Source organism: Klebsiella sp. C283, from assembly GCF_048822555.1.
Taxonomy (GTDB): Bacteria; Pseudomonadota; Gammaproteobacteria; order Enterobacterales; family Enterobacteriaceae; genus Klebsiella; species Klebsiella quasipneumoniae.
This window is the reverse complement of sequence record NZ_JBMEZS010000008.1, coordinates 302,502-323,291: the sequence shown is the minus strand read 5'-3', so window position 1 is coordinate 323,291 and position 20,790 is coordinate 302,502. Positions and strand designations below refer to the sequence as shown.

18 protein-coding genes are annotated in these 20,790 nt (G+C 57.8%); 9 read left to right on the top strand and 9 right to left on the bottom strand.

Annotation, left to right across the window (positions count from 1 at the left end):
* Positions 1-146: 146 nt before the first annotated feature.
* The 8 genes from prmA to msrP all read right to left on the bottom strand — a co-directional run bounded on the left by prmA (position 147) and on the right by msrP (position 6,969).
* Positions 147-1,028 (bottom strand): 50S ribosomal protein L11 methyltransferase, encoded by an 882-nt coding sequence (prmA, locus tag ACOI7Z_RS17990; RefSeq protein WP_004144971.1) that lies wholly within the window; start codon positions 1,026-1,028, stop codon positions 147-149.
* Positions 1,029-1,039: 11 nt separating this feature from the next.
* On the bottom strand, positions 1,040-2,491 hold the full coding sequence (gene panF, locus ACOI7Z_RS17985) for a sodium/pantothenate symporter (RefSeq protein WP_065882600.1): 1,452 nt from the start codon (positions 2,489-2,491) through the stop codon (positions 1,040-1,042).
* Positions 2,481-2,723 (bottom strand): DUF997 family protein, encoded by a 243-nt coding sequence (locus ACOI7Z_RS17980; RefSeq protein WP_004206253.1) that lies wholly within the window; start codon positions 2,721-2,723, stop codon positions 2,481-2,483. Before ACOI7Z_RS17980 ends, panF begins: the two co-directional genes overlap by 11 nt.
* Before the next feature lie 110 nt (positions 2,724-2,833).
* A complete protein-coding gene (gene accC, locus ACOI7Z_RS17975) occupies positions 2,834-4,183 on the bottom strand; it encodes an acetyl-CoA carboxylase biotin carboxylase subunit (RefSeq protein WP_004174096.1) in 1,350 nt (449 codons plus the stop codon).
* 10 nt (positions 4,184-4,193) lie between these two features.
* Positions 4,194-4,661, bottom strand: coding sequence for an acetyl-CoA carboxylase biotin carboxyl carrier protein (gene accB, locus ACOI7Z_RS17970; protein ID WP_004206250.1), 468 nt, complete (start codon positions 4,659-4,661; stop codon positions 4,194-4,196).
* Between the two features lie 22 nt (positions 4,662-4,683).
* A complete protein-coding gene (aroQ, locus tag ACOI7Z_RS17965) occupies positions 4,684-5,136 on the bottom strand; it encodes a type II 3-dehydroquinate dehydratase (RefSeq protein ID WP_023291159.1) in 453 nt (150 codons plus the stop codon).
* 232 nt (positions 5,137-5,368) lie between these two features.
* On the bottom strand, positions 5,369-5,968 hold the full coding sequence (gene msrQ / locus ACOI7Z_RS17960; protein ID WP_023291158.1) for a protein-methionine-sulfoxide reductase heme-binding subunit MsrQ: 600 nt from the start codon (positions 5,966-5,968) through the stop codon (positions 5,369-5,371).
* Positions 5,968-6,969, bottom strand: coding sequence for a protein-methionine-sulfoxide reductase catalytic subunit MsrP (msrP, locus tag ACOI7Z_RS17955; RefSeq protein WP_032454192.1), 1,002 nt, complete (start codon positions 6,967-6,969; stop codon positions 5,968-5,970). Before msrP ends, msrQ begins: the two co-directional genes overlap by 1 nt.
* A gap of 230 nt (positions 6,970-7,199) precedes the next feature.
* Here msrP and ACOI7Z_RS17950 point away from each other — a divergent pair, with 230 nt between their 5' ends.
* From ACOI7Z_RS17950 to tldD, 9 genes are all read left to right on the top strand, one after another.
* Complete coding sequence (locus tag ACOI7Z_RS17950) at positions 7,200-7,391, top strand: hypothetical protein (protein ID WP_032429221.1); 192 nt, start codon at positions 7,200-7,202, stop codon at positions 7,389-7,391.
* A 79-nt stretch (positions 7,392-7,470) separates the two neighbouring features.
* On the top strand, positions 7,471-9,411 hold the full coding sequence (gene csrD, locus ACOI7Z_RS17945; protein WP_044524921.1) for an RNase E specificity factor CsrD: 1,941 nt from the start codon (positions 7,471-7,473) through the stop codon (positions 9,409-9,411).
* A 305-nt stretch (positions 9,412-9,716) separates the two neighbouring features.
* Complete coding sequence (gene mreB / locus ACOI7Z_RS17940; RefSeq protein ID WP_002918653.1) at positions 9,717-10,760, top strand: rod shape-determining protein MreB; 1,044 nt, start codon at positions 9,717-9,719, stop codon at positions 10,758-10,760.
* Positions 10,761-10,830: 70 nt separating this feature from the next.
* Positions 10,831-11,823, top strand: a complete 993-nt coding sequence (mreC, locus tag ACOI7Z_RS17935) for a rod shape-determining protein MreC (RefSeq protein ID WP_004206242.1) — start codon at positions 10,831-10,833, stop codon at positions 11,821-11,823.
* Entirely contained in the window at positions 11,823-12,311 is a 489-nt protein-coding gene (gene mreD / locus ACOI7Z_RS17930; protein WP_002918648.1) for a rod shape-determining protein MreD, read from the top strand. The genes mreC and mreD overlap by 1 nt, the downstream gene beginning before the upstream one ends.
* Before the next feature lie 7 nt (positions 12,312-12,318).
* Complete coding sequence (locus tag ACOI7Z_RS17925; protein ID WP_023291155.1) at positions 12,319-12,900, top strand: Maf family protein; 582 nt, start codon at positions 12,319-12,321, stop codon at positions 12,898-12,900.
* A 2-nt stretch (positions 12,901-12,902) separates the two neighbouring features.
* On the top strand, positions 12,903-14,372 hold the full coding sequence (gene rng, locus ACOI7Z_RS17920) for a ribonuclease G (RefSeq protein WP_004206239.1): 1,470 nt from the start codon (positions 12,903-12,905) through the stop codon (positions 14,370-14,372).
* Between the two features lie 37 nt (positions 14,373-14,409).
* Positions 14,410-18,207, top strand: coding sequence for an AsmA2 domain-containing protein YhdP (gene yhdP, locus ACOI7Z_RS17915; RefSeq protein ID WP_087848550.1), 3,798 nt, complete (start codon positions 14,410-14,412; stop codon positions 18,205-18,207).
* An 88-nt stretch (positions 18,208-18,295) separates the two neighbouring features.
* Positions 18,296-19,741, top strand: a complete 1,446-nt coding sequence (tldD, locus tag ACOI7Z_RS17910) for a metalloprotease TldD (RefSeq protein WP_004206236.1) — start codon at positions 18,296-18,298, stop codon at positions 19,739-19,741.
* A gap of 35 nt (positions 19,742-19,776) precedes the next feature.
* Here tldD and aaeR read toward each other — a convergent pair whose 3' ends face one another.
* Positions 19,777-20,706, bottom strand: coding sequence for an HTH-type transcriptional activator AaeR (gene aaeR, locus ACOI7Z_RS17905; protein ID WP_002918641.1), 930 nt, complete (start codon positions 20,704-20,706; stop codon positions 19,777-19,779).
* Positions 20,707-20,790 lie beyond the last annotated feature (84 nt).

Sequence of the window (20,790 nt, the reverse complement as noted above, 5' to 3'; positions counted from 1 at the left end):
TTTTCTTAGACAAACTCGCTACCAGGCGATATAAAACGCTGTTTTTATAGCCAAAAAAGTGCTCTGTAGTGCGATCTGCCTCTCATTTCCTGGCATTATTTGGTGGCTACTGGAAACAAAAATGCGGCCCACAGGCCGCATTGCGCTTAGTTTTTCCGGCCGGTGATCCGGCACCACTCCTCTTTCTCGACCACCGGGTCAAGGGTGAAGAGATCGGCGTAGGCTTCACAGACGCTCTCCGCCTGGCTGGCAAGGATGCCGGAAAGTCCCAGCAAACCGCCTGAAACGGGCAGGACGCTGATTAACGGCGCCAGCTCACGTAACGGGCCAGCCAGGATATTGGCGACCACGACGTCGGCTTTCATCGACTCCGGCTGGTCCTGAGGAAGATAGAGCTCCAGACGCTCAGAGACGCCGTTACGCTGCGCGTTATCGCGGCTGGCCTGAATAGCCTGCGGGTCGATATCAATGCCGATCGCTTTTGCGGCCCCCAGCTTCAGCGCGGCAATCGCCAGGATGCCGGAACCGCAGCCAAAATCAATGACCGTTTTTCCGTTGAGGTCGAGTCCATCGAGCCACTGCAGGCACAGGGATGTCGTCGGGTGCGTGCCGGTACCGAAGGCCAGACCCGGATCGAGCATCACGTTGACGGCATTTTCATCCGGAACGTCGCGCCAGCTCGGGCAGATCCACAGCCGCTCACCGAAACGCATCGGATGGAAGTTATCCATCCATTCCCGCTCCCAGTCTTTATCTTCCAGCTGCTCGATCTTATGCGCGAAGCCGGCGCCCAGCAGCGGGTGCTGCTCCAGTTGGGCAACGACCGCTTTCATATCGGTTTCGGCATCGAACAGGCCGATCACGTCGGTATCGCCCCACAGCCGGGTTTCCCCGGGCAACGGCTCAAATACCGGCGTATCGTGCGTATCCTGGAAGGTGATCGAGACCGATCCGGCCTCCATCAGCGCATCGCTAAGATCTTCAGCGTTCGCGCCGGTGGTATTTAGTTTCAGTTGGATCCATGGCATAGCAAAACTCTTTATTTATCAGTAGTCAAAATAGGTGGCTGTGGTGCGGGACGGCCGAAACGGTTCCCTGCCACAAACGCCAGTAAACTCAGCAGCAGCGCGGGAACGATCGGGTGGAAGCCGAGAAACTGCACTTTCAGCGTGGCAAGTACGGCATACAGCACGCCGCCCACGATCATCGCGCTCAGCGCGCCAGTCGCGTTAGCACGTTCCCAATACAGGCCCAGTACCAGCGGCCACAGGAAGACGGCTTCCAGGCCGCCGAAGGCCAGCAGATTCAGCCAGATAATCATCTCCGGCGGTCGCCAGGCCGCGAGCAGCAGCAGAACACCCAACAGGAGCGTGATGCCGGCGGACATGCGTTTTAGCCGCTTTTCGTTAGTCGCCTGATCCGGACGCCAGTTCAGATACAGATCTTTGATGATCGTAGCGGAACTTTGCAGAAGCTGGGCATTGATCGTCGACATAATCGCCGCCATCGGCGCGGCCAGAAAGATCCCTGCCGCAAAGGGCGGGAGCACTTTGACCATCAGCGTCGGGATCACCAGATCCGGTACGGTTAAGTCGGGGATCACCGCCCGCCCTAACGCGCCGGCCAGGTGCATGCCAAACATCAGGATCGCCACTACGATAGTGCCGATAATGATGCCGCGATGCACGGCTTTGCTGTCTTTGTAGGAGATACAGCGTACGGCGGTATGCGGCAGGCCAATGACGCCGAAGCAGACCAGCACCCAAAACGAGGCCATAAAGGTTGGCGAGAGGATATCTTCCGCCCCCTGCGGGGACACCAGCTTGACGTCGATCGACTGCAGGGTCTCTACCGCATGGCTAATCCCGCCGGCGGCGTGGATCACCCCCACCAGCAGCACGATCGTGCCGATCAGCATCACCATGCCCTGCATGGTGTCGTTGAGCACGCTGGCGCGAAAGCCGCCATAGGCGGTATACAGCGCGATGCTGATGCCGAAGATCAGCAGACCAGTATCGTAGGGAATACCCGCAGCCGTCTCCAGCAGGCGGGCGCCGCCAATAAACTGGACGGTCATGGCGCCAACGAAGGCTACCAGCAGGCTCAGGCTGGCCAGCCAGACCAGCAGACGGCTCTGGTAGCGCGCAAACAGCATGTCATTGAGGGTGACGGCATTGTAACGACGCGCAAGGATGGCGAATTTTTTTCCCAGTACGCCCAGCGACAGCCAGATGGCGGGGAGCTGGATCATCGCCAGCAGCACCCAGCCCAGGCCGTATTTATAGGCGGCGCCGGGTCCGCCTATAAATGAGCTGGCGCTGATATAGGTGGCGGTTAGCGTCATGGCCAGCACGAAGCCGCCCATCGAGCGGCTGCCGAGAAAGTACTCATTAAGAAAGCTTCCTGAGGCGCGTTTTCTCATGGCGTAAAGGGATAAGCCGAACACCACCACCAGATAGGCGATCAGGGGAATAATGACCTCAAACTGCATCATCGTCCTCCAGAGGAATGTCGCGGAAAACCAGTTTGACCATCGCCCAGCACAGCAGAATAAACAGCAGCGGAACCAGCAGGCAGGCCATTTCAAACCAGTGGGGCAGGCCGGTAAAACCGATAGCCACCCCCGGTAGATAGGCGGCGGCCAGCCAGGCGGCAAGATAGAGAAGGGTCAGCCACAGCGCCCAGCGCGCTTCTTTGTGGGCCTGAACAAAGCGTTTGTCCATTTTTTGTCCCTTGAGGATAAAGAAAGCGGGGATTGTACCGCATGGTATAGATGAGGAGAGAGAAAAAGAAAAAAGGCCGGAAAATCCGGCCTTTTGCTGAGAGAGCAGAATTATTTTTCCTGCAAGCCGAGTTTTTTCTCCAGATAGTGGATGTTGGTGCCACCATGCTGGAAGTTCTCGTCGCTCATAATGCGCATCTGCAGATCGACGTTGGTCTTGATGCCATCGATGATCAGCTCCTGCAGCGCATTCTTCATGCGGGCAATCGCCACGTCACGGCTTTCGCCGTAGCAGATCAGTTTGCCGATCATGGAGTCATAGTACGGCGGTACGGTGTAGCCGGCGTAAATATGGGACTCCCAGCGCACGCCAAAGCCGCCCGGCGCGTGGAAACGGGTAATTTTACCCGGGCTCGGCAGGAAGGTGTTCGGGTCTTCGGCGTTGATACGGCATTCCACCGCATGGCCGCGAACCACCACTTCATCCTGCTTGATGGACAGCGGCTGGCCGGCTGCGATACGCAGCTGCTCTTTGATCAGGTCAACGCCGGTGATCATTTCAGTTACCGGATGCTCTACCTGGATACGGGTGTTCATTTCAATGAAGTAGAACTCGCCGTTTTCGAACAGGAACTCAAAGGTACCCGCCCCGCGGTAGCCGATATCGACACAGGCTTTCGCGCAACGCTCGCCGATGTAGCGACGCAGTTCCGGAGTGATGCCCGGCGCCGGCGCTTCTTCGACCACTTTCTGGTGACGACGCTGCATGGAGCAGTCACGTTCAGCCAGATAGATAGCGTTGCCCTGACCGTCCGCCAGTACCTGAATTTCAATATGACGTGGGTTTTCCAGGTATTTCTCCATGTAGACCATATCGTTGTTGAAAGCCGCTTTGGCTTCCGCTTTGGTCATGGAGATGGACTGGGCCAGTTCAGCGTCGCTGCGCACAACGCGCATACCGCGACCGCCGCCGCCGCCGGAGGCCTTGATGATCACCGGATAGCCGATGCGTTTTGCATGGGCGCGGTTAGCGTCCATGTCGTCGGTCAGCGGGCCGTCAGAACCGGGTACGGTCGGGACGCCGGCTTTTTTCATGGCGGTGATCGCGGACACTTTGTCGCCCATCAGGCGGATAGTGTCGGCTTTCGGGCCGATGAAGATAAAGCCGGAGCGCTCAACCTGCTCAGCAAAGTTGGCGTTCTCGGAGAGGAAGCCATACCCCGGGTGAATCGCTACCGCGCCGGTGATCTCAGCGGCGCTGATGATAGCCGGGATGTTCAGATAGCTTTTTACGGACGGAGCCGGACCGATACAGACCGTCTCATCCGCTAACAATACGTGTTTTAGATCGCGATCCGCGGTGGAATGCACAGCAACGGTCTTGATGCCCAGTTCTTTACAGGCACGCAGGATGCGCAGTGCGATCTCGCCACGGTTAGCGATGACAATTTTATCCAGCATGTTCGCCTCGTTACTCGATAACTACCAGCGGCTCGTCGAATTCTACCGGTTGGCCGCTTTCGATCAGAATGGCTTTCACCACGCCGGCTTTGTCGGCTTCGATCTGGTTCATCATTTTCATCGCTTCGACGATGCACAGGGTGTCGCCCACGTTAACTTTCTGGCCAACTTCCACAAACGCTTTCGCGTCCGGGCTTGGCGTACGATAGAAAGTACCAACCATCGGGGAACGTACGATGTGACCACTGATTTCCGCTTTTGCCGGCGCTTCTGCTGCTGCAGCTGGCGCGGCAGCCGCGGCGGCAGGTGCCTGAGGCTGCATCATCGGCGCAGCATAAGCCTGCTGCATAACCGGATAGCTTGCGGCCGGTGCAGAGCGGCTGATGCGAACAGACTCTTCGCCTTCAGAAATTTCCAGTTCGGAGATACCTGATTCTTCAACCAGCTCGATCAGTTTTTTAATCTTACGAATATCCATGAGTGGGTTCCGTACTCTTTGTTTAGTGTGATTGTGACAGGCGTTTTACCGCCGTCTGTAAAGCGTATGAATAGCCGTCCGCCCCCAGTCCGCAGATGACGCCAGCGGCGACATCTGACAGATACGAATGCTGGCGGAAGGGTTCGCGTGCATGCACATTGCTCAGGTGAATCTCGATAAACGGGATGTTCACGGCAAGCAAAGCGTCACGGATTGCTACGCTGGTATGCGTGAACGCGGCCGGATTAATCAGGATATAGTCCACGTTGTCTTTAGCCTGATGAATTCGGTCGATTAACGCATGCTCCGCGTTGGACTGCAGGTGATCCAGGCTCACATTCAGCGCCGCCGCTTCAGATGTTAAATGGTTAACAATCTCCGCCAGCGTGAGCGGACCATACTTCTCAGGCTCGCGGGTACCGAGCATGTTAATGTTTGGACCATTCAAAAGCAAAATGTGAAACTTCTTTGCCATCGTGTGGCGATCTCCTGCCATTTTCGGGTAAAAAACAACATATACCTTCAATGCGCCCTTGTCACCTTTTCAGGGTCAGAAAACCCCGTCAGGAAAGCCAAAGTCGCACATTATAACGATTTCGTAGCAATTGGCAGCTAAATACTGGTCTTATCAGGGAAGATTATCAACCGCTATCTTAAAAAGAGTCGCGGTTGATAAAGGATCTGCGGGAAACTGCACATTACGGGATTCAGCGCCACCACTGGCGGAACTTCTTGTAACGCCATGCCAGCAGCGCCACTGCCAGCAGGGCATAAATGATGGGCTGCGGCGAGAGGATCTTCACTGACCACAGGTAGTGAATCGGCGCGAGGATCGCCACCAGATAGACGAAGTTGTGTAAAAGTTGCCAGCGGCGGCCCAGTTTTCGCTGCATCGCCTGCGTCGACGTCACCGCCAGCGCCAGCAGGATCGCCCAGCTGACCATGCCTAACGTCAGATAGGGGCGGTTGATAATCTCCGAGCCCAGCAGCGCCAGATTGTTAATGCCCAGCTCCAGCAGGGTATAGCTGGTCAGGTGCAGCGTCGCCCAGGCGAAACACCATAAACCTAACAGGCGACGAACGCGAATCAATAATGGTTGTTTCGCATAGCGCGCCAGCGGGGAGACCAGCAGCGTCGCCAGCAGAAACTTCAGCGCCATCCTGCCGGTAAAATGCTGGATATCCTTGGCCGGATCGGCGCTAAAGTAGCCCTGATGTCCGGCCCAGAATAGCCAGACCAGCGGCAAAAAACCCGCCAGATGAAGTAAAACCTTCAGCCAGGCGATCTGTTTGACGGTGAAACGCACTAGAAGTTCTCCCGCAGATTCATGCCGCGATACAACGACGCCACTTCGTCGGCATAGCCGTTAAACAGCAGGGTTGGCTGACGCTTGACATCGAGTACGCCGCCGGCGCCGATAAACCGCTCGCTGGCCTGCGACCAGCGGGGGTGATCGACGTGCGGATTGACGTTGGCGAAGAAGCCGTATTCGTCCGGTGCCGCCAGGTTCCAGGTGGTCGGCGGCCGCTCGCGGGTCAGTTCAATGCTGACGATGGATTTAATGCCTTTGAAACCGTACTTCCACGGCACAGTAAGGCGGACCGGCGCGCCATTTTGCGGCGGCAGCGCTTTGCCATACACCCCGACGGTGAGCAGCGTCAGCGGATGCATCGCTTCATCCAGCCGCAGCCCCTCCACGTAAGGGTAAGCCAGCCCCCCGCCGATAAACCGATCTTTCTGCCCGGGCATTTGATCCGGAGCATAGAGGGTTTTGAAGGCCACATAGCGCGCATTGCTGGTGGGCTCCACCAGCGCCAACAGCTTATGCAGCGGGAAGCCGACCCAGGGGACCACCATCGACCAGGCTTCCACGCAGCGCATACGATAAATACGCTCTTCCAGCGGGAAGCGTTTGGTCAGATCGTCATGGTCGAGAGTCAGCGGCTTCGCCACCTCACCGCCGATGGTCAATGTCCAGGGATCGGTGCGCAGGCTACCCGCGTTCGCCGCCGGATCGGCTTTATCGAGGCCGAATTCATAAAAGTTATTGTAGCCGGAGACTTTATCTTCCGGGGTAAGCGTCAGCTTAGCCTGCCATTCAGCGGGTTTAGCAAAGTCCAGGGCTTTGCCTGCCGGGGCTGGCGGACGGTCATGGCCTTTAAACCAGTCCAGCAGGTCGGCCTGCGCGGCGGCGGGAAGCGAAAGGGCGGTCGCGCTGATGCCCAGCATTTTCAGCACCTGGCGCCGCTGGAGCATAAAAACGGATTCGGCCGTGACGTCGGCTTCCGTCAATTTTTTTCTTTTCATGGTGTCCTCCGTCATGCGTTTCCTTAAGCATGACGGAGGCGGCGATGAATCGCGAATATGTCACGAAAAATTGCACATTAGGAGCATGAGCCGCCGCCGAAGCAGGGGCGCGGTCGTCCAGGAATCATCGGAAAGTGGCGCAAGACGTTTCCTTTACCGCGCCTGACCCGGCATCTTTAGCAGGGAAAAAAGCGGACGGGAGGCTGGCAGGACGGAAAATCGGCAATAATGTGCGCCGCTGGCGCGGGTTTGCCATCCAGCGTCTAAAATTAAAGCGCTTCTGGCGCAGGCCGCAGGCGGGCGGCGATTGGCAAATTTTTTCTGCCGACTATACTCGCTATCGGCATACTTTCGCCGATAATACGCATTCCATTGCCAGACTCGCCATCTTTGATAGTATGCGTCGCGCTTTAAAAGGTTAATGCTAGCGTCAAGGCGCGCGCCGGCACGGGAGCCTGATGGTTCATCGGGCAGTCATTCACTCGCGGAGTTAACACAGGGATGCGATTAACGACGAAGTTCTCAGCCTTTATCACGCTGCTAACTAGCCTGACCATCTTTGTCACGCTGATTGGCGCTTCGCTGAGTTTTTACAACGGCATTGAGAACAAGGTCGAAAACCGGGTTCAGGCGGTGGCGACCATGCTGGATAACCGGCTCATCACCACCTCTTTTGATAAGCTTGAGCCGCAGCTGGATGAGCTGATGACGCCGATAGAGATCGTGCATATCGATTTCATGCTTAACGGTAAACCGCTCTACAGCCACTCCCGAACCGACAGCTATCGCCCGCTTGGCAGTCATGAGCAATTCCGTGAGATCACGGTCCCATCGTTGAAACATCCCGGTATCTCTCTGCATCTGGTCTACGTTGACCCGATGGTGAACTATTTCCGTTCGCTGTCGATTACCGCCCCGCTGTCGATCTCCATCGGCTTCATGGTGGTGATTATTTTCTTCGCCGTCCGCTGGATCCGCCGCCAGCTGGCGGGTCAGGAGCTGCTTGAGCTTCGTTCCACGCGTATCCTGAGCGGCGAGCGCGGGCCGCAGGTGCGCGGCTCAGTCTATGAATGGCCTGCCAGCACCAGTAGCGCGCTGGATATGCTGCTGTCGGAGCTGCAGTTTGCCAGCGATCAGCGCAGCCGGATGGATACGCTGATTCGCTCCTATGCGGCACAGGATTCTAAAACCGGGCTGAATAATCGCCTGTTTTTTGACAATCAGCTGGCCACACTGCTGGAAGATCAGGAGAAGGTGGGGGCGTACGGCATCGTGATGATGATCCGTCTACCGGAGTTTGATCTGCTACGGGACAACTGGGGGCGGGCGGCGGCCGAAGAACATTACTTCACGCTTATCAACCTGCTCTCTACCTTTATTATGCGTTACCCTGGCGCGCTGCTGGCGCGCTATCACCGTAGCGACTTCGCCGTGCTGCTGCCGCACCGCACGTTAAAAGAGGCGGATAGTATCGCCGGGCTGCTGCTGAAAGCCATGGACGCGCTGCCTCCGACGCGGATCCTCGATCGTGACGATATGATGCATATCGGCATCTGTTCTTTCCGCAGCGGGCAATCGGCGGCGCAAGTGATGGAACATGCCGAAGCGGCAACGCGCAACGCGGTGCTGCAGGGCAGCAACAGCTGGTCGGTCTATGACGATACCCTTCCGGAGAAAGGCCGCGGCAACGTTCGCTGGCGGACGCTGATCGAACAGATGCTGAGCCGCGGCGGGCCGCGGTTGTACCAGAAGCCCGCCGTCACCCGCGACGGTCGGGTGCATCACCGTGAACTGATGTCGCGGATGTACGACGGTAAAGAAGAGGTGATTGCCGCCGAGTACATGCCGATGGTGCTGCAGTTTGGCCTGGCGGAGGAGTATGACCGCCTGCAGGTGACTCGCCTGCTGCCGTTTTTAGGCTTCTGGCCCGAGGAGAATCTGGCGCTGCAGCTGTCGGTGGAGTCGCTGATCCGTCCGCGTTTCCAGCGCTGGCTGCGCGATGCTCTGATGCAGTGTGAAAAATCGCAGCGTCAACGGATTATTTTTGAACTTGCTGAGGCAGATGTTTGTCAATATATCGGCCGTCTGCAGCCGGTTATGCGGTTGGTTAACGCGCTTGGCGTTCGGGTGGCGGTGGTTCAGGCAGGGTTAACCCTGGTGGGAACCAGCTGGATCAAGCAGCTGGATGCGGAGCTGATCAAACTGCATCCGGGCCTGGCGCGCAACATCGAAAAGCGCAGCGAGAACCAGCTGCTGGTGCAAAGCCTGGTGGAAGCCTGTAAAGGCATGCCTATGCAAGTTTTTGCGACGGGCGTACGCAGCCGCAGCGAGTGGCTGGTACTGTCCCAATGCGGTGTCACGGGCGGGCAGGGGGAATTTTTTGCCGCCTCACAGCCACTTGACACAAATGTGAAAAAATATTCGCAAAGATACTCGGTTTGATCTGCCGTTTAGCGTGATTTCACGTAGAATAACGCGCGCCATCGTGAAGGGGGTGTGCTTGTCTACCTGCCGGATCATCGCAATGTAAATGTCAGTGACCCTCCTTTGACAGGTTACAAATTCAGGCGTGGAGCGCTGCTGAAGATTTCAGCAATGAACGGAGTCGGAAAAATTTGTAACAAAGGAAATGAACTGCACTAATTTTCACCGCAGCAGGTGATTTTTGCGCCTTGTCGCTGCTGCGTGTGGTTGGTAAAGTAAGCGGATTTTGTTTTCCGCCCCAGCTTTCAGGATTATCCCTTAGTATGTTAAAAAAATTTCGTGGCATGTTTTCCAATGACCTGTCCATTGACCTGGGTACCGCGAATACCCTTATTTACGTAAAAGGACAAGGCATCGTATTGAATGAGCCTTCCGTGGTGGCCATTCGTCAGGATCGTGCCGGATCGCCGAAAAGCGTCGCCGCCGTGGGTCATGAAGCGAAGCAGATGCTCGGCCGTACCCCGGGTAATATCGCGGCGATTCGCCCGATGAAGGACGGCGTTATCGCTGACTTCTTCGTGACGGAAAAGATGCTGCAGCACTTTATCAAACAAGTGCACAGCAACAGCTTTATGCGCCCGAGCCCGCGCGTACTGGTCTGCGTGCCGGTTGGCGCCACCCAGGTTGAGCGTCGTGCTATCCGTGAATCCGCGCAGGGCGCTGGCGCTCGCGAAGTGTTCCTGATTGAAGAACCGATGGCGGCCGCGATCGGCGCTGGCCTGCCGGTTTCTGAAGCGACCGGTTCCATGGTGGTGGATATCGGCGGCGGTACCACCGAGGTAGCGGTTATCTCCCTGAACGGCGTGGTTTACTCTTCTTCCGTGCGTATCGGCGGCGACCGCTTCGACGAAGCCGTCATCAATTACGTGCGTCGTAACTACGGCTCCCTGATCGGTGAAGCGACCGCTGAGCGTATCAAACATGAAATCGGTTCGGCTTACCCGGGCGATGAAGTGCGTGAAATTGAAGTGCGCGGCCGTAACCTGGCGGAAGGCGTTCCACGCGGCTTCACCCTGAACTCAAACGAAATTCTTGAAGCGCTGCAGGAGCCGCTGACCGGCATCGTGAGCGCGGTCATGGTTGCCCTTGAGCAGTGCCCGCCGGAACTGGCGTCTGATATCTCCGAGCGCGGGATGGTTCTCACCGGCGGTGGTGCGCTGCTGCGCAACCTGGACCGTCTGTTAATGGAAGAAACCGGTATTCCAGTCGTGGTTGCTGAAGATCCGCTGACCTGCGTAGCGCGTGGCGGCGGCAAGGCGCTGGAAATGATCGACATGCACGGCGGCGACCTGTTTAGCGAAGAGTAGTCAGCCTGAAGGTCCGGGGTGGCTTCCGCGCTGCCCCAGGTCTTTACTGACACGAGAATACGCATAGCCTATGAAGCCAATTTTTAGCCGTGGCCCCTCGCTACAGATTCGCCTTATTCTGGCGGTGCTGGTGGCGCTTGGCGTGATTATCGCCGACAGCCGCCTGGGTACGTTCAGTCAAATCAGAACGTACATGGATACAGCCGTCAGCCCTTTCTACTTTGTCTCTAATGGTCCCCGGGAACTGCTCGACAGCGTATCGCAGACGCTGGCTACCCGTGACCAGCTCGAACTGGAAAACCGCGCGCTGCGTCAGGAGCTGTTGCTGAAAAACAGCGATCTGCTGATGCTGGGCCAGTACAAGCAGGAGAATGCGCGCCTGCGTGAACTGCTTGGCTCGCCGCTGCGCCAGGACGAGCAAAAAATGGTGACCCAGGTCATCTCAACGGTCAACGACCCCTACAGCGATCAGGTGGTTATCGATAAGGGCAGCGTCAACGGCGTCTACGAAGGCCAGCCGGTTATCAGTGATAAAGGCGTGGTGGGGCAGGTCGTAGCCGTGGCGAAAATGACCAGCCGGGTACTGCTGATCTGTGATGCCACCCATGCGTTGCCGATCCAGGTCCTGCGGAACGATATTCGCGTCATTGCCGCCGGTAACGGCTGCACCGACGACCTCCAGCTTGAGCATCTGCCGGCAAATACCGATATTCGCGTCGGCGATGTGCTGGTGACCTCCGGTCTGGGCGGTCGTTTCCCGGAAGGGTACCCGGTTGGGGTTGTCTCTTCAGTGAAACTGGACACCCAGCGCGCCTACACGGTGATCCAGGCGCGTCCGACGGCCGGTCTGCAGCGTTTGCGCTATCTGCTGCTGCTGTGGGGCGCCGATCGCAATGGCGCTAACCCGATGACCCCGGAAGAGGTCCATCGGGTGGCTAACGAACGCCTGATGCAGATGATGCCGCAGGTGTTGCCTGCGCCGGATGCGATGGGGCCGCAGATGCCGGCGCCCGCCACCGGGCTGACGCCGTCTCAGCCGTCGCAGCCTGCAGGGGGGCAATAGTGGCAAGTTACCGTAGCCAGGGACGCTGGGTTATCTGGCTCTCGTTTCTTATCGCGCTATTGCTGCAAATTATGCCCTGGCCGGCGGACATCAGCGTTTTCCGGCCCAACTGGGTATTATTGATCCTGCTGTACTGGATCCTCGCGCTGCCGCACCGGGTGAATGTGGGAACGGGCTTCGTGATGGGGGCTATTCTTGATCTCATCAGCGGCTCGACGCTGGGCGTTCGCGCGCTGTCCTTAAGCATCGTCGCCTATCTGGTGGCGCTGAAGTATCAGCTGTTCCGTAACCTGGCGCTGTGGCAACAGGCGCTGGTGGTCATGCTGTTATCCCTCGCCGTGGATATCATTGTTTTCTGGGCAGAGTTTTTAGTGATCAACGTCTCTTTCCGTCCGGAAGTATTCTGGAGTAGTGTAGTAAACGGTATCCTCTGGCCATGGCTCTTCCTGCTGATGCGTAAAGTGCGTCAGCAATTTGCAGTGCAATAAGGTTGATATGACAACTCTGTATCTTGCTTCTGGTTCCCCGCGTCGGCAGGAACTGCTGACTCAGCTTGGTCTCGCGTTCGAGCGTCTGGTTCCTGGTATCGAGGAGCAGCGCCAGCCGCAGGAGAGCGCGCAGCACTATGTCGTGCGCCTGGCGCGCGAAAAGGCGCAGGCCGGGGTGGCGCTGGCATCGCGGGATTTGCCGGTTTTGGGAGCGGATACGATTGTTATTTTGAACGGCGAAGTGCTGGAAAAACCGCGCGACGCCGAACACGCTGCAGCGATGCTGCGCCTGCTTTCCGGCCAAACCCATCAGGTCATGACCGCGGTGGCGCTGGCGGATAAGCAGCAGACGCTGGATTGTCTGGTGGTCACGGAAGTGACCTTCCGGCCGCTCAGCGAGCAGGATATCGCCGATTATGTGGCCAGCGGCGAGCCTTTAGATAAAGCAGGTGCATACGGTATTCAAGGGTTGGGTGGCTGTTTCGTCAGGAAGATTAATGGCAGCTATCACGCCGTAGTCGGCTTACCGCTGGTGGAAACGTATGAGTTGCTCAGTAACTTTAACTCACTGCGTAAAGAAAAGGGATAAAGATGACGGCTGAATTATTAGTGAACGTAACGCCATCCGAAACGCGCGTTGCGTATATTGATGGCGGTATTCTGCAGGAAATCCATATTGAGCGTGAAGCGCGACGCGGAATAGTAGGCAATATCTACAAAGGTCGTGTTAGCCGAGTGCTGCCGGGAATGCAGGCGGCTTTTGTAGATATTGGTCTGGATAAGGCGGCGTTCCTCCACGCCTCCGATATCATGCCGCATACCGAGTGCGTTGCCGGTGAGGAGCAAAAGCAGTTTACCGTGCGCGATATTTCGGAGCTGGTGCGCCAGGGCCAGGACCTGATGGTCCAGGTGGTTAAAGATCCGCTCGGTACCAAAGGCGCGCGTCTGACCACCGATATTACCCTGCCTTCCCGCTATCTGGTCTTTATGCCGGGCGCCTCCCACGTGGGGGTCTCTCAGCGCATTGAAAGCGAAGCCGAGCGTGAGCGGCTGAAAAAGGTCGTGGCAGAGTACTGCGACGAGCAGGGCGGATTTATCATTCGCACCGCCGCGGAAGGCGTTCACGAGCAAGAGATGGCCGCCGATGCCGCCTATCTTAAGCGCGTATGGACCAAGGTGATGGAGCGCAAAAAGCGCAACCAGACCCGCTATCAGCTGTACGGCGAGCTGGCCCTGGCTCAGCGCGTGCTGCGTGATTTTGCCGACGCGCATCTCGACCGGATTCGCGTCGATTCGCGGCTGACCTACGAGGCGCTGCTCGAATTTACCGCCGAATATATCCCGGAAATGACCAGCAAGCTGGAACACTACAGCGGCCGTCAGCCGATATTCGATCTCTTTGACGTTGAGAACGAAATTCAGCGCGCGCTGGAGCGTAAAGTCGAGCTCAAGTCCGGGGGGTATCTGATCATCGACCAGACCGAGGCGATGACCACCATCGATATCAACACCGGGGCGTTTGTTGGGCACCGCAATCTTGACGATACTATCTTCAATACCAATATCGAAGCCACCCAGGCGATAGCCCGCCAGCTGCGTTTGCGTAATCTCGGCGGCATTATCATCATTGATTTCATCGACATGAACAATGAAGACCATCGCCGGCGGGTGTTGCACTCCCTGGAGCAGGCCCTCAGTAAAGACCGGGTGAAGACCAGCATCAACGGTTTCTCCCAGTTGGGGCTGGTGGAGATGACCCGTAAACGCACCCGCGAAAGCGTGGAGCATGTGCTTTGCAACGAATGCCCGACCTGCCACGGACGCGGAACGGTAAAGTCCGTGGAAACGGTATGCTATGAGATTATGCGTGAGATCGTTCGCGTGCATCATGCTTATGATTCCGATCGCTTCCTGGTCTATGCTTCCCCTGCGGTGGCGGAAACCCTGAAAGGGGAAGAGTCGCATGCGCTGGCGGAAGTGGAGATCTTTGTCGGCAAGCAAGTGAAGGTACAAATTGAGCCGCTCTATAATCAAGAGCAGTTCGATGTGGTTATGATGTAAGACACTGCGTCATTGTGCGGCTGACAAGGAGAGAGGCGTGAGGCGACTGCCCGGGATTTTATTGCTCACCGTGGCAACACTGATTGTTATCGTCGCGCTGCTGGTGAGTGGCTTGCGTCTCGTGTTGCCGCAGCTCGATGCCTGGCGTCCGCAGCTGCTGGAGAAGATCTCCTCTCTCACCGGCACGCCGGTGGATGCCTCGCAGATCGCCGCCAGCTGGCAAACTTTCGGCCCAACATTAGATGTCCGCGATATTCATGTCGGGCTGAAAGATGGCGGGACAATGGCGGTCAAGCGCGTGACCCTGGCGCTGGACGTCTGGCAGAGTCTGTTGCATATGCGCTGGCAGTTTCGCGATCTCACCTTCTGGCAGCTGCAGATCCATACCAATACCCCTATTCAGACCAATGACGGCGGCGAAAGCCTGAAAACCGACCGCGTCAGCGATCTCTTTTTACGTCAGTTCGACCACTTTACTCTGCGCGACAGTCATCTGAGCTTCCTGACGATTTCCGGTCAGCGGGCGGAGCTGGCGGTCCCGCAGCTGACCTGGCTTAACGGCAGGAACCGTCACCGCGCCGAGGGGCAGCTCAGCCTTTCCAGTCTCACCGGCCAGCATGGCGTCATGCAGGTGCGGATGGATCTCCGCGACGAGGATGGCCTGCTGAACAAAGGCCGGGTCTGGCTGCAGGCTGACGATATTGACGTCAAGCCCTGGCTGGGCCGCTGGATGCAGGACAATATCGCCCTGAAAAGCGCCCGCTTCAGCCTCGAAGGCTGGATGACCATTGAAAAAGGCGATGTGGCCAGCGGCGACGTATGGCTGAAAAAAGGGGGCGCCAGCTGGCAGGGGGATAGCGAGGTTCATCACCTGTCAGTGGATAACCTGACGGCGCATCTCTTCCACGACAAGCAGAGCTGGGGCTTCTACATTCCCGATACGCGGATCGCGATCGACGATAAACCCTGGCCAAGCGGCGCGCTGGCGATGGCGTGGATCCCGGCGCAGGATGTCGGTGGCGACGGTCATCAGCGTAGCGATGAATTACGTATTCGCGCCAGCAACTTAGCCCTCAGCGGTCTGAGCGGACTGCAGCCGTTTGCCGATAAGCTGGCGCCTTCATTGGGCGAACTCTGGCGCACCACGCAGCCCAGCGGCAAAATCAACCTGCTGGCTCTCGATATTCCCCTGCAGGCGACGGAGAAAACGCGCTTTCAGGCGCAGTGGAGCGATCTGGCGTGGAAGCAGTGGAAACTCCTGCCGGGAGCGGAACACTTTTCCGGCAGCCTGAATGGCAGCGTTGAGCATGGGGAACTGCGCGCGCGCATGACGAAGGCGCTGATGCCGTATACCGGTGTTTTCCGGGCCCCGCTGGAGATCGCCGCTGGCGAAGCCACCCTCAGCTGGGTGAAAAATGACAAATGGTTTATGCTTGATGGCCGCGATATTGACGTGCAGGCGACGGGGGTACGCGCCCGCGGCGGCTTCCGCTATCTGCAACCGCAGGGGGACGATCCCTGGCTGGGCATTCTGGCGGGGATCAGCACCAACGATGGCGGCCAGGCGTGGCGTTACTTCCCGGAAAACCTGATGGGCAAAGCGCTGGTGGACTATCTCAGCGGCGCGATTAAAGCCGGACAGGCACGCGATGCGACGCTGGTGTATGGCGGCAACCCACATTTGTTCCCGTATCCGCACAACGAAGGCCAGTTCCAGGTTTACGTCCCGCTGAAGAATGCCACTTTCGCTTTTCAACCGGACTGGCCGGCGCTGACCGGGTTGAATATCGACCTTAATTTTATCAACAGCGGCCTGTGGATGCGGGCGGAGAAAGCGATGCTCGGCAACGTGACCGCCAGCAATCTCGATGCCGCGATCCCGGATTACGCGCAGGAAAAACTGCTGATTGATGCCGATATCAAAGGCCCGGGGAAAGAGGTGGGACCTTATTTCAACACCACGCCGCTGAAAGAGACCCTGGGAGCGGCGCTGGATTCCCTGCAGCTGGATGGTGATGTAAGCGCTCGCTTACATCTGAACATTCCCCTCGATGGCGAAATGACCACCGCGAAAGGCGATGTGCATCTGCAGAATAACGATCTGTTTATCAAGCCGTTAGATACCACGCTGCAGAACCTGAGCGGTAATTTCAGCTTTGTGAATGGCGATCTTAATAGTCAAACGTTGAGCGCGACCTGGTTTAATCAGCCGCTGAACCTCAATTTTTCCACCCGCGAAGGCGAAAAAGCGTTTCTGGTGGATGTCGGGATGAACGCCAGCTGGCAGCCGTCGCGCACCGGGCTGCTGCCGAAAGCGGTTAATGAGGCGCTGAGCGGTAGCGTTCCGTGGGAGGGTAAAGTCGCTATCGAACTGCCGTACCATGGCAATGCCAGCTATAAGGTTGATATCAATGGCGATCTGAAGAATGTGAGCAGTCACTTACCTTCACCGGTCAACAAGTCCGCTGGCGAACCCCTGCCGGTCAAAATTAACGTTGCCGGCGGTCTGAGCAGCTTCGACCTGACCGGATCCGTTGGCGCGAAGAATCATATCAACAGCCGCTGGTTGCTGAACCGTAAGCTGACGCTGGACAGAGCGATCCTCACGACGGACAGCAAAGGCCCCTCTCCGCTGCCCGACCAGCCCGGCGTTGAGCTCAATCTGCCGCCGATGGATGGCGCGCAGTGGCTGGCGCTGTTCCAGAAGGGCGCGGCGAATGAAGTCAGCAGCAGCGTCCTCTTTCCACCGCGCATTGTGCTGCGTACGCCGTCGCTGGCGCTGGCCGGCCAGCAATGGAACAACGTGAGTCTGATGTCGCAGCCGGTCACCGGCGGTTCACAGGTTGAGGCGCAGGGGCGCGAGATCAACGCCACCCTGACGATGCGCGACAATGCCCCGTGGCTGGCAAATGTGCGTTATCTCTATTTCAACCCGGCCAGCGCCAGCGGCAAGGGCGGAACGGAGAACGTGGCCCCGCAGGCGGAGACGCGGCTGGATTTCCACGGTTGGCCCGATCTGCAGCTGCGCTGCGCGGAATGCTGGCTGTGGGGGCAAAAATATGGCCGTATCGACGGCGATGTGGCGATCAAGGGCGATACCTTAACGCTCTCCAACGGCCTGGTGGATACCGGGTTTGGCCGGCTGACGACCGACGGCGTGTGGGTTAACGCCCCTTCCGGGGTGCGCACCTCGCTGAAAGGCAGACTGCATGGCAATAAAACGAATGAATTTGCGGATTTCTTTGGCGTTTCCACACCGGTGAAGGATTCGCCGTTTGATATCGACTACGATCTGCACTGGCGCGCGCCGCCCTGGTCACCCGATGTCGCGTCGCTCAATGGGATCATTAAAAGCCACCTCGGCAAGGGTCAGTTTACCGACCTGAGTACCGGACACGCAGGCCAGCTGCTGCGTTTGCTGAGCGTCGATGCCCTGCTGCGCAAACTGCGCTTCGACTTCAGCGATACCTTTAGCGAAGGATTTTACTTCGACTCGATTAACAGTACGGCCTGGATTAAGGATGGTGTACTGCATACCGATGATACGCTGGTGGATGGCCTGGAGGCGGACATTGCCATGAAAGGGTCGGTCGATCTGGTGCGTCGTCATCTGGACCTGCAGGCGGTGGTGGCGCCGGAGATCTCCGCGACCGTCGGCGTGGCGGCGGCCTTCGCCGTCAACCCGATTGTCGGCGCGGCGGTGTTTGCCGCCAGCAAGGTACTGGGGCCGCTGTGGAACAAAGTCTCGATACTGCGCTATCGCATCACCGGCCCGATTGACCAGCCGCAGATCAATGAAGTGCTGCGCCAGGCGCGCAGCAACAAAAAGCAATGATTTGACGATTGCCGGGAATTACCGCAATCTCAATAGATAGCCTTCTGTATTTCCGCCTGTCAGGCGGCAACAAACGAGTAGCATAACGATGAGTCTGAACCTGGTAAGTGAACAATTACTGTCGGCAAATGGCCTGAATCATCAGGACCTGTTTGCCATTCTTGGTCAACTGACCGAGCGCCGCCTCGATTACGGCGATCTCTATTTTCAGTCGAGCTATCACGAATCCTGGGTTCTGGAAGACAGCATCATTAAAGATGGGTCGTACAATATCGACCAGGGCGTAGGCGTGCGCGCCGTCAGCGGCGAAAAAACGGGCTTTGCCTACGCTGACCAGATCAGCAAGCTGGCGCTGGAGCAGAGCGCCCAGGCGGCGCGGACCATTGTGCGCGAGACTGGCAATGGCAAAGTACAGACCCTCGGCGCCGTAGAGCACAGCGCCCTCTATACCAGCATCGACCCGCTGCAGAGTATGAGCCGGGAAGAGAAGCTGGATATTCTCCGCCGGGTAGACAAAGTCGCCCGCGCGGCGGACCAGCGCGTGCAGGAGGTTTCGGCCAGCCTGAGCGGGGTCTATGAGCTGATTCTGGTGGCCGCCACCGACGGCACTCTGGCCGCCGACGTTCGTCCGCTGGTGCGCCTCTCGGTCAGCGTGCTGGTGGAAGAGGACGGCAAACGCGAGCGCGGCAGCAGCGGCGGCGGCGGGCGTTTTGGCTATGACTATTTCCTCGCCTCTCAGGAGGGCGAAGTACGGGCCGACGCCTGGGCGAAAGAAGCGGTGCGCATGGCGCTGGTTAACCTCTCGGCGGTCGCCGCCCCGGCGGGGATGCTGCCGGTGGTGCTCGGCGCCGGCTGGCCTGGCGTTCTGCTGCACGAAGCGGTCGGTCACGGCCTGGAAGGCGATTTCAACCGTCGCGGCACCTCGGTCTTTAGCGGCCATATGGGGGAATTAGTCGCCTCTGAGCTGTGCACCGTCGTGGACGACGGCACCATCGTCGACCGTCGTGGCTCGGTGGCCATCGATGACGAAGGCACGCCGGGTCAATACAATGTGCTGATCGAAAACGGCATCCTGAAAGGCTACATGCAGGATAAACTCAATGCGCGTCTGATGGGCGTTGCGCCGACCGGCAACGGCCGCCGTGAATCCTATGCCCATCTGCCGATGCCGCGTATGACCAACACCTATATGCTGGCGGGCCAGTCCACGCCGCAGGAGATTATCGAGTCGGTGGACTACGGTATCTTCGCGCCTAACTTCGGCGGCGGGCAGGTGGATATCACCTCCGGTAAGTTTGTCTTCTCCACCTCCGAGGCCTATCTGATCGAAAAAGGCAAGGTCACGAAGGCGGTGAAAGGCGCTACCCTGATCGGCTCCGGGATTGAGACTATGCAGCAGATTTCGATGGTGGGTAACGATCTGCGTCTGGATAACGGCGTCGGCGTCTGTGGCAAAGAGGGCCAGAGCGTGCCGGTGGGCGTTGGCCAGCCGACCCTGAAGGTCGATAACCTCACCGTCGGCGGCACTGCCTGATCCTGAGCGGGTTCCCGGCGTCGCCGGGAACCGCTTCAGCGGGCGATCCCTCTGCCGTGCATCCCCTGATAGATCTTCGCCACGTCGACAAAATACTCCGTCAGATAATTGATACAGACCTGCACTTTCAGCGGCAGTTTATCCTTTTCGGTGTACAGGGCGTAGACCGGACGCGGATCGGACTGGTAGCTCGGCAGCAGGATCTCAAGCTCACCGCGATTGATCTCTTCGATCGCCCACATCAACGGCACATAGGCGATACCCACCCCGGCGGTCAGCCAGCGCACCAGCGTCATGGGGTCATTGGTCACAAAGCGCCCCTGCGGGGTCAGGCGGGTTGAGATCCCTTCCGGCGCGATAATGACAAACTCATTGTCCGGCCGCACGCTATATTCCAGCCAGGCATGCCCGGCAAGATCGGCCGGTTTCTCCGGATTGCCAGCCTGCGCCAGATAGCTTTTCGCGGCGCATAACACCATCGGCATTGAGCCCAGACGGCGGGAAAAAAGACTGGAATCCTGCAGGGCGCCCACGCGGATCACCACGTCAAGACCGTCGGCGATCAGGTCCGGCGCAGGTATGCCGGTGACCAGATTGACGGAGAGCCCGGGGTATTCTTTCAGCATTTTCGCCGTTATGCGCGCCAGAACATTCTGTGCCATAGTTGAAGAGCAGCCGATACGCAGCGTTCCGATAGGGGTGTTGTTAAATGCGTATAATTGCTCATGGACATCCTGTGCTTCAAACAGCATCCTACGGCAGCCCTGATAGTAAATTTTACCCGCTTCCGTTAAGCCAAGGCTGCGGGTGCTGCGGTTGAGCAGCTTCACCTGCAGTTCATCTTCCAGTTTGGCGACGGTCTGACTGATCGAGGAAACGCTCATCTGAAGCTGGCGGGCCGCTGCGGTGAAGGAACCTAATTCGACCACTTTGGCGAAAACGGACATGCGCTTTAATCGTTCCATTATTCACTCTGGCTTAAAAGTGATTTAGATCACACATTGTAGATAATGCGGCAATCGTTACGTTAATATATTGTTAGCTACATA

Excerpts from the sequence above, each read along its gene's own strand:
- mreC (WP_004206242.1), top strand. The coding sequence starts at position 10,831 with ATGAAGCCAATTTTTAGCCGTGGCCCCTCGCTACAGATTCGCCTTATT.
- prmA (WP_004144971.1), bottom strand. The coding sequence starts at position 1,028 with ATGCCATGGATCCAACTGAAACTAAATACCACCGGCGCGAACGCTGAA.
- rng (WP_004206239.1), top strand. The coding sequence starts at position 12,903 with ATGACGGCTGAATTATTAGTGAACGTAACGCCATCCGAAACGCGCGTT.
- mreB (WP_002918653.1), top strand. The coding sequence starts at position 9,717 with ATGTTAAAAAAATTTCGTGGCATGTTTTCCAATGACCTGTCCATTGAC.
- accB (WP_004206250.1), bottom strand. The coding sequence starts at position 4,661 with ATGGATATTCGTAAGATTAAAAAACTGATCGAGCTGGTTGAAGAATCA.
- ACOI7Z_RS17980 (WP_004206253.1), bottom strand. The coding sequence starts at position 2,723 with ATGGACAAACGCTTTGTTCAGGCCCACAAAGAAGCGCGCTGGGCGCTG.
- accC (WP_004174096.1), bottom strand. The coding sequence starts at position 4,183 with ATGCTGGATAAAATTGTCATCGCTAACCGTGGCGAGATCGCACTGCGC.
- msrP (WP_032454192.1), bottom strand. The coding sequence starts at position 6,969 with ATGAAAAGAAAAAAATTGACGGAAGCCGACGTCACGGCCGAATCCGTT.
- tldD (WP_004206236.1), top strand. The coding sequence starts at position 18,296 with ATGAGTCTGAACCTGGTAAGTGAACAATTACTGTCGGCAAATGGCCTG.
- csrD (WP_044524921.1), top strand. The coding sequence starts at position 7,471 with ATGCGATTAACGACGAAGTTCTCAGCCTTTATCACGCTGCTAACTAGC.
- ACOI7Z_RS17925 (WP_023291155.1), top strand. The coding sequence starts at position 12,319 with ATGACAACTCTGTATCTTGCTTCTGGTTCCCCGCGTCGGCAGGAACTG.
- aroQ (WP_023291159.1), bottom strand. The coding sequence starts at position 5,136 with ATGGCAAAGAAGTTTCACATTTTGCTTTTGAATGGTCCAAACATTAAC.
- aaeR (WP_002918641.1), bottom strand. The coding sequence starts at position 20,706 with ATGGAACGATTAAAGCGCATGTCCGTTTTCGCCAAAGTGGTCGAATTA.
- panF (WP_065882600.1), bottom strand. The coding sequence starts at position 2,491 with ATGCAGTTTGAGGTCATTATTCCCCTGATCGCCTATCTGGTGGTGGTG.